General features: G+C 49.1%; 10 protein-coding genes. 2 read left to right on the forward strand and 8 right to left on the reverse strand.

The window, feature by feature from the left end; genetic code table 11:
- From rsxC to blr, 6 genes are all read right to left on the reverse strand, one after another.
- The coding region (gene rsxC / locus OH663_RS25495) for an electron transport complex subunit RsxC (RefSeq protein WP_263525923.1) at positions 1–1,080 on the reverse strand (1,080 nt) is incomplete at its 3' end.
- Positions 1,073–1,651, reverse strand: a complete 579-nt coding sequence (gene rsxB / locus OH663_RS25500; RefSeq protein ID WP_045442568.1) for an electron transport complex subunit RsxB — start codon at positions 1,649–1,651, stop codon at positions 1,073–1,075. The genes rsxB and rsxC, both read right to left, overlap by 8 nt.
- A complete protein-coding gene (gene rsxA / locus OH663_RS25505; protein WP_005121199.1) occupies positions 1,651–2,232 on the reverse strand; it encodes an electron transport complex subunit RsxA in 582 nt (193 codons plus the stop codon). The genes rsxB and rsxA overlap by 1 nt, the downstream gene beginning before the upstream one ends.
- A 76-nt stretch (positions 2,233–2,308) precedes the next feature.
- Positions 2,309–2,749: a DUF2569 domain-containing protein gene (locus OH663_RS25510; protein ID WP_200013030.1), complete on the reverse strand. Its 441-nt coding sequence runs from the start codon at positions 2,747–2,749 to the stop codon at positions 2,309–2,311.
- Between the two features lie 90 nt (positions 2,750–2,839).
- Positions 2,840–3,055 (reverse strand): transcription modulator YdgT, encoded by a 216-nt coding sequence (gene ydgT, locus OH663_RS25515; protein WP_045442575.1) that lies wholly within the window; start codon positions 3,053–3,055, stop codon positions 2,840–2,842.
- Positions 3,056–3,350: 295 nt separating this feature from the next.
- Positions 3,351–3,479, reverse strand: coding sequence for a division septum protein Blr (blr, locus tag OH663_RS25520; protein ID WP_045442577.1), 129 nt, complete (start codon positions 3,477–3,479; stop codon positions 3,351–3,353).
- 241 nt (positions 3,480–3,720) lie between these two features.
- On the opposite strand from blr, the gene OH663_RS25525 reads away from it, so the two are divergent.
- Entirely contained in the window at positions 3,721–4,761 is a 1,041-nt protein-coding gene (locus OH663_RS25525) for an oxidoreductase (RefSeq protein WP_048221507.1), read from the forward strand.
- Positions 4,762–4,842: 81 nt separating this feature from the next.
- On the opposite strand, the gene add is transcribed toward OH663_RS25525, so the two are convergent.
- The gene (gene add, locus OH663_RS25530) at positions 4,843–5,844 is read right to left on the reverse strand and encodes an adenosine deaminase (protein WP_045442580.1); all 1,002 of its coding nucleotides are present in this window, start codon (positions 5,842–5,844) and stop codon (positions 4,843–4,845) included.
- A gap of 492 nt (positions 5,845–6,336) precedes the next feature.
- Here add and OH663_RS25535 point away from each other — a divergent pair, with 492 nt between their 5' ends.
- A complete protein-coding gene (locus OH663_RS25535; RefSeq protein WP_200013028.1) occupies positions 6,337–7,149 on the forward strand; it encodes a class I SAM-dependent methyltransferase in 813 nt (270 codons plus the stop codon).
- 137 nt (positions 7,150–7,286) lie between these two features.
- On the opposite strand, the gene cspH is transcribed toward OH663_RS25535, so the two are convergent.
- Positions 7,287–7,499, reverse strand: a complete 213-nt coding sequence (gene cspH, locus OH663_RS25540; RefSeq protein ID WP_071828923.1) for a cold shock-like protein CspH — start codon at positions 7,497–7,499, stop codon at positions 7,287–7,289.
- Positions 7,500–7,862: the final 363 nt, after the last annotated feature.

Below are 7,862 nucleotides of genomic sequence, written 5' to 3' on the forward strand. Positions count from 1 at the left end.
AAGACAGTTAGTGATCTTAACGATGGGAACATCAAGCCAGGGAAGGGTGAAGCCCATCAGTGGGCCACCCATAATCACCATCTGTTCAGCAGAAGGGCAAAAACCGGCGTCATTCAGCAGATGACGAACAGGGGTGCCTAACCGTGCCCAGACGTTACCCGGACGGCTGACGGCTTCACCTGTCAACGTAACAACACGCTCGGTGATTGGTTCTCCGTCTATCACGGCGCGTTTAATCGCATAGGCAGTACCGACGTTTTGCATCAGTACACCGATATCCGAGGAGCGTCCACCGTGCGGAACTTGTTTCCCGGTCAGTATTTGGGTCAATTGCTTGGCCCCGCCGGAAGGGTATTTAGTGGGAATGACGCGTAAGCTTATATCGTGCGAGTCTGCCAGCACCGCACGCAGCATTGAAATTGCCTGCGGTTTGTTATCCTCAATCCCGAGTAATATTTCGCGTGGCTGCAAAATATGCGTGAGTATACGGATGCCTTCGACGACCTGGGCCGCACAATCCTGCATTAAACGGTCATCAGCCGTAATGTAAGGTTCACATTCAGCGGCATTGATGATTAGCGTTTCAATTTTATCACCGCCGCCCTGCAGTTTGACGCCGGTTGGAAAACCTGCACCACCTAATCCGGCTACACCGTATTGGTGAATACGTGCAATTAACTCTTCCCGGCTGTGGGAGCGATAATCTGCCCAACAATCGCGTTCAATCCAGCGATCTTCTCCATCCGCATCAATGATGACACTCAGCTCGGCTAATGCCGAAGGATGCGCAGTGGAGTGAGGGGCGATGGCGGTAATCGTGCCCGAGGTCGGAGCATGAACCGGCAGCATTCTGCCACGCCCGCGGGTCAGCGCCTGGCCGCGCAGAACGTGATCACCCACGTTTACGCACAGCTCACCTTCAGCACCAATATGCTGCTTCAGCGGAATGATAAAACGCGGCGCCAGCGGAACCTGTCGCAGCGGAGTACCATTTGACTGGGTTTTCATCTCCGGTGGATGTATGCCGCCATCGAAGTCCCAAATTTTGTTTTTTCTGAATGCAGAGAATAGATTAAACATGTTGTTCCACGGGAATGATGCGCACGGGGATAGTGTTCAAATCCCACTTCCAGCTATCAGGTGTTTCGGCGACTGGACGTAATTCGATACATTGGGTCGGACACGGATCAACACACAGATTACACCCCGTGCAGAGATCGCTCATCACCGTGTGCATGGCGCGCGTCGCGCCCACGATGGCATCGACCGGACAGGCCTGAATACACTTTGTGCAGCCAATACAATTATTTTCATCAATGACTGCCAGCATGCGCACGGGCGTAAGGTCCTGCTCTTCGCCATCAATAGGTTGCGGATCGACGTTAAGCAGAGTAGCAATTTTCAACATCACCGCTTCACCGCCAGGCGCGCAGCGGTTAATTTTTTCACCCTGGCAGCCTATGGCTTCAGCATAAGGGCGGCAGCCCGGATAACCGCACTGTCCACACTGGCTTTGCGGGAGAATTTCATCGATTTTCTCCACGACTGGATCGTCCTCTACGGCAAAACGACGAGAGGCGTAACCCAAAATAGCGCCGAACGCCAGACCCAGCAGACTCACTGCGGCAACGGCAATCCAGATAGCATTCATTACAACTTCACCAAACCACTAAAGCCCATAAAGGCCAATGACATTAAACCGGCGGTAATTAGCGCAATCGCATTACCGCGAAAAGGGGCAGGGACGTCTGCCACGGCGAGGCGTTCGCGAATCGCAGCAAACAGTACCATCACCAGTGAGAAGCCGACAGCAGCGGAAAATCCGTACAGCGCCGACTGTAAAAAATTATGACCAAGATTGATGTTCAGCAATGCGACGCCCAGTACCGCACAGTTTGTGGTGATCAGCGGTAAGAAGATCCCCAGCAGACGGTACAGCGCAGGGCTGGTTTTGCGCACCACCATTTCGGTAAATTGCACGACCACAGCGATGACCAGGATAAAGGCCAGCGTGCGCAAATAAATGAGATCGAGCGGGATGAGGATCCAGGTGTCAATCAACCATGCGCAAATAGATGCCAGCGTCATGACAAAAGTCGTGGCGAGGCCCATACCCATTGCGGTTTCCAGTTTTTTGGAAACACCCATAAAGGGGCAAAGCCCCAGAAACTTGACCAGTACAAAGTTATTGACCAGTACAGTTCCGACAAACAGCAGCAGGTAATCAGTCATTTTTCGGCCTGAAATAAAAAAGCCGCCTATTATCTGTCAATCTACAACAGGCGACAACAGGTTAACTGTAAGGTTATTACGGGTTCACAAACGTTGTCTTAACGCGTTGCGAGCGTTTGAAATAGGGCACCAGCAGTGCAGCAGCTAACAAAGGGAACAATAGCTGGCGTACGGCAAAAGCGTCCGGGACTGGTGAAAACGCAAACGCTTTAATCGCCAGCAACACGGAAATTAGCAGCCATATAATGTAATGCTTAGGGACGCACTGTCTGCGTTTGAAAAACGCGATGGTCAGCCACAGCGTGTAGTACCACATGGCGATAGCTGTAATAAAGGAAATACCCCACAAGAACAGATTTATCGGGCTTTGTTCACCGAGCATTTTAAATGTGTGCGGCGTTGCCAGCGCAGTGAGATAAAGCAATAACGCCAGCGAAGCGCTCAACAACGCAACTAACAGCCAGGCCAGTGGCCCAAGTAGCCAGCCTCCGATACGTTGTGCCGGTGTCGTAGTCATCTCTTCTCCAGGTTTACGCGTATGAACAGACGTGCCGTTCATTTTGGGGCAATTATTATAAAGCTTTTAACGTTGAGCGCTACTTCTTGTTTATTGCACGTAATGCCAGACTGACTTTGGCACCTGGCCTACATCAAACAGGCGTCCACCGGAGATAAGCTCCGCGCGGCGGTGGTCCGCAGCACGATACATATTGATAATGTCCCGATCGTCGGTCAGCGTGTAGTTAAGATGATCGAACAGTTTTTCCAGACTTTCGAGTGAACTGATTTTGCGGAATTTTAATAAGTAGTCCTGAACAGTCATAAACGGAGATCCATATTAATAAAATAATACCAACGGAGTAGTGAATATTAAGAAATAAACAATGTTGCACAGATAAAAGCGAACCAGTGTGCAAATACAAAAATAAGATTATTCATATCGGTAGAAAAGCAGATGCTGTCTGCACCAGGGGAAAGGGTAACGCGCTTCGCAATCGCAGGCAATATGCCCAGGGGCGGAAGCGCCATAATTCGCTTTTTCTGACAAAATTTCATCTTTTGCAGCTAAACCCAGCAGTCACTGCGGACAGTGCTGGGCTATAAAGAATTGGTGAGGCTTATTTTTTCTGCACTGAGGTTGCTGTTGGTTCCGGCGGCTGATAGTTATCAATATGATTGGCAACACCCAGCAGGATGACAGAGACTGCGAGAACAATCCAACCAGTTAATTCAATAAGACGATTCATTACTGACGACATTTGCTTTGATTTATCCTTAAACACAAGGCACAAATGTTACTAATCAATAAATAATACGGCAAGAGCATTGGGAACGATTTCTCTGACTTTTTCGCAGCAAATTTACTCTAAGTGACATATGTTTGACTTAAGTTAAGTAACAACCATTATCGTGTAGAGGTTATTAAACGGTTGTGACGTTGCTATGTATGGTGTGAAATAGATCGGACCTGAAATGAGAGGCAATGACATGAGTGACAACATCCGCGTTGGGCTAATCGGCTACGGTTATGCCAGTAAAACCTTCCATGCCCCCCTGATAGTCGGTACACCGGGTCTTGAACTGGCGGCGGTGTCCAGTAGTGACGAAGCAAAAGTTAAAGCGGATTGGCCTTCGGTGGCGGTTGTGTCTGAGCCACGGCATTTGTTTGATGATCCCAGCATTGACTTAATTGTTATCCCCACGCCGAATGACACCCATTTCCCGTTAGCAAAAGCCGCGCTGGAAGCCGGGAAACATGTGGTTGTTGATAAACCTTTTACCGTGACACTGTCACAAGCTCGTGAGCTGGATATGCTGGCGCGCAGTCTGGGACGAGTGCTTTCTGTGTTCCATAATCGTCGTTGGGACAGTGATTTTCTGACGCTGAAAGCTCTGCTGGCAGATGGTGTTTTGGGCGAAGTGGCTTATTTTGAATCCCACTTCGATCGTTTCCGTCCCCAGGTCCGAGACCGCTGGCGCGAACAGGGGGGGCCTGGAAGTGGTATCTGGTACGATCTGGCACCTCATCTTCTGGATCAGGCGATCAACCTGTTCGGCTTGCCTGTCAGTCTGACGGTTGATCTGGCTCAGCTTCGTCCCGGCGCGCAATCGACAGATTATTTCCATGCTATTTTGACTTATCCGCAGCGTCGGGTGATTTTGCACGGCACAATGCTGGCTGCTGCTGAATCTGCACGCTACATCGTTCACGGATCGCGCGGGAGCTATGTAAAGTATGGTCTTGATCCTCAGGAAGAACGTCTGAAAAATGGCGAACGTTTGCCGCAGGAAGACTGGGGCTACGACATGCGAGATGGCGTACTGACGCGGGTTGAAGGCGAAGAACGCGTTGAAGAAACCCTGCTTACCATACCGGGTAATTATCCCGCTTACTATGCGGGCATCCGAGATGCGCTAAATGGAAACGGTGAGAATCCGGTTCCGGCCAGACAGGCAATTCAAATTATGGAATTGATTGAGCTTGGTATTGAGTCGGCTAAACACCGATCCACGCTGTGCCTTGCCTGATCGAGTTTATCAACCGCCTGCAATTATCTGATCGCAGGCGGTTGATGCGTTAATGCCATCATGCATTAACGCATCACACGGTTACGCTGTTGCCACTTTCTGGCGCAGAGCCCGCTTTTCTTCATCACTCAGGAATGCCATTTCCAGTCCATTGATTTGCGCCTGGCGGATTTGCTCGCGGGTCAATCCAGCAGCCGGGGCCGCAATGGTGTATTCGTGAATAATATCTACGCCCTGAACCGCCGGATCGTCAGTATTCAGACTGGCCAGAACACCATGCTCAAGGAACGTTTTCAGCGGATGTACTGCCAGTGAAGCGACCGTACTGGTCTGGATGTTAGATGTCAGGCAGGATTCAATACCGATTCGTTGCTCGGCGAGAAAATCCATTAATGCACGATCTTCTACCGCTTTGACCCCGTGACCAATACGCTCTGCACCCAGTTCTCTGATGGCTTGCCAAATGCTTTCCGGGCCAGCGGCTTCACCTGCATGAACAGTAATGTGCCAACCCGCGTCGCGCGCACGGTTGAAGTGTGACAGGAATAAACTACCCGGAAAACCGAGTTCGTCACCGGCAAGATCCAGTGCGGTAATGTGGTCGCGATGTGCCAGTAATGCCTCCAGCTCCTGCAGGCAAGCAGTCTCGCCGAAGGTACGACTCATAATACCAATTAAGCGTGCTTCAACGCCGAAAGTCTTACAGCCTTCGCGTACACCTTCGATGACCGCTTCAACCACACCCGCTACCGGAAGTTGATGCGCCATTGCCATGTAGCCCGGAGAAAAGCGCAACTCAACATAGTGCAGACCGTTACGCGCGGCGTCTTCAATATTCTCAAATGCCACGCGGCGACAAGCATCCAGAGATGCCAGGACTTTCACACCCCAGTCAAGCTTCGACAAAAAGCTGACCAGGTCCGGTTCTGTCGATGTGACCTGTACATGAGGAATCAGTGTTTCAAGCGTCTGAGCCGGGAGTGTCAAATTAAACTGACGGCCAAGATCGAGAATTGTCTGCGCGCGGATATTACCATCAAGGTGGCGATGGACATCGGTCAAGGGTAGGGAAGTATCAATCATGGTCGCACTCACGTCATTTAGTTAAAGTGCGCAGTATTATACAACAGAATAATAATCCTCTAATAACTTTGAAAAAATGGCACTATCACTTTGTAATTGGAGCATATTTGGGTATTCATTTCAGTTTCTCGTTGAGCAGGGCTATCTGCACACAATCCTTATTGGCCATCCGACTCAAGGAAACACCGTAAAGCATGTTGCCATAGGGAAGATCCATCAGGCTGAATATGAGAATGCTGGAGTTACACTGGTAGACAGTTGCTCAGCTCCGGTAGTCACCCGCTTGTTTTATCACCGTTTCGAATAACGCAGAGTCAGTTTTGTGTGGAAAACTCATAATTCCTTTCTATTCGTTGAAGTTATTTACTCATGTTGGGGGTAGGTTTATCCCTGCGCTGGGTAAGGACATGCGACGAGTTAAAATATCCGGCACAACGTTGCTGACTGAGTGTCTGACACTCGAAATTGTTAGACAATTTGAAGGATAGAAAGATGATGCAAGAGCACATTCCGCTTAACGAAGGGCGGGCTTTATTTGGCAGAGATACGAATGCATATCAGCAGGGCAGACCTGATTACCCGTTACATATATTTGCATTACTTAAAGAGCATTGCGGACCAGAAATCTGCCGGAGGGCCTTCGAGATTGGGCCTGGGACCGGGCAAGCAACGGAACATCTGCTTGATATGGGATATCAGGTAAGTGCAATCGAACCTGACCACAATCTGGCTATAAAGTTAAAGGAAAGACTGGGTCGGTATTCGCAGGACTCATTCTCGATTATAAATTCCACTTTTGAGGACGTACTACTACAGCCCGGCTGCTTTGACCTGGGGATTGCAGCCACCTCTTTTCACTGGATCGAACCCGTGAGCGGACTCGAAAGGATATTCCAGCTTCTGCGTCCCGGAGGATGGTTTGCTATGTGGTGGACTGTTTTTGGCGACCCGCATAACGAGGATGCATTCATGCAAAGAACAGATCGCTTGTTTGCCTCCCTTAGCGCCAGTCCTTCACATAAGGCGGGTCACCGCCATCCTTACCCACTACAAAAAAGAGAAAGGCTCAATGATCTGGCAAAAGCCGGGTTTACCGAGATTATTAGTGATGAGTTCAGATGGGAATCAGAAATGGATGCCCGACAGACCAGACAATTGATTTCAACATTTTCACCGGTTGCTCGACTGAGTGAAATGGAGCGCACGCAATTCCTCAATGAGATAGAGAGGGTAGTGAAAAAGGATTTTGGAGGAAAGGTGAAGCGTAATTTTGTTACCGCTATTTACCTTGCAAGGAAGCCTTAGTTTCGAGGCAATTACCATTCGAAATTAGTCTGGAACCCAGAGACCCTCAGTACTCAGCCATTTCTGAGAGTTTCAGCAATATGGCTTCATCCGTCGTTTAAAGATGTGTCGAACAGGGGCATGCATCAGATACTGTGCTATGAAAGATAGACATTGGCGGCAGTTGGTCCTCTCAGACCATTGATCCGGCAAAACTCTACACGTATGCCTGGAGTGAGTACTTCTGATTCGTGGGGGCTTAACGCTGAAATGTGAACCTGAACATCTTTACGACCATCTGAAGGGATGATGAGTCCTTTGCCACTCTTGCAGTCAAAGGTTTTGACAATTCCTGTCATTTTACGAGACAAATAAATTCCTTAATAGATATAACGGGGTGCACTATACGTATCAGGAGAAATAAAGCCAGAACTATTTTTTAGCACTAAGGATATCTGGACGGCTAAAATAAAAGTTGCGTAATCCAGAGCATCATGAGTTAATAGCGTCGTCGGTTTGAATGACAGACAGCATACAAAGTAGTTTACTAAAGCAGTTCTCATCACCAGGTATTTTCAGTAATCCCTTTCTTGAGTCTCCCTACTAAGTGAATCGCCACGCGTTTAACAGACACCTCAGAGTCATTTAAGATGACTTAAAGAGAGGTGCCCATGAGCGGTAAGCGTTATCCTGAAGAGTTTAAAACTGAAGCAGTCAAACAGGTTGTTGATCGC

This window comes from Citrobacter sp. Marseille-Q5395, assembly GCF_947057495.1.
Taxonomy (GTDB): Bacteria; Pseudomonadota; Gammaproteobacteria; order Enterobacterales; family Enterobacteriaceae; genus Citrobacter; species Citrobacter murliniae.

What these genes read in the sequence shown, in the direction of transcription:
- rsxA (WP_005121199.1), bottom strand. Translation starts at nt 2,232, where the DNA reads ATGACTGATTACCTGCTGCTGTTTGTCGGAACTGTACTGGTCAATAAC.
- OH663_RS25510 (WP_200013030.1), bottom strand. Translation starts at nt 2,749, where the DNA reads ATGACTACGACACCGGCACAACGTATCGGAGGCTGGCTACTTGGGCCA.
- rsxB (WP_045442568.1), bottom strand. Translation starts at nt 1,651, where the DNA reads ATGAATGCTATCTGGATTGCCGTTGCCGCAGTGAGTCTGCTGGGTCTG.
- blr (WP_045442577.1), bottom strand. Translation starts at nt 3,479, where the DNA reads ATGAATCGTCTTATTGAATTAACTGGTTGGATTGTTCTCGCAGTCTCT.
- OH663_RS25525 (WP_048221507.1), top strand. Translation starts at nt 3,721, where the DNA reads ATGAGTGACAACATCCGCGTTGGGCTAATCGGCTACGGTTATGCCAGT.
- OH663_RS25535 (WP_200013028.1), top strand. Translation starts at nt 6,337, where the DNA reads ATGATGCAAGAGCACATTCCGCTTAACGAAGGGCGGGCTTTATTTGGC.
- add (WP_045442580.1), bottom strand. Translation starts at nt 5,844, where the DNA reads ATGATTGATACTTCCCTACCCTTGACCGATGTCCATCGCCACCTTGAT.
- ydgT (WP_045442575.1), bottom strand. Translation starts at nt 3,055, where the DNA reads ATGACTGTTCAGGACTACTTATTAAAATTCCGCAAAATCAGTTCACTC.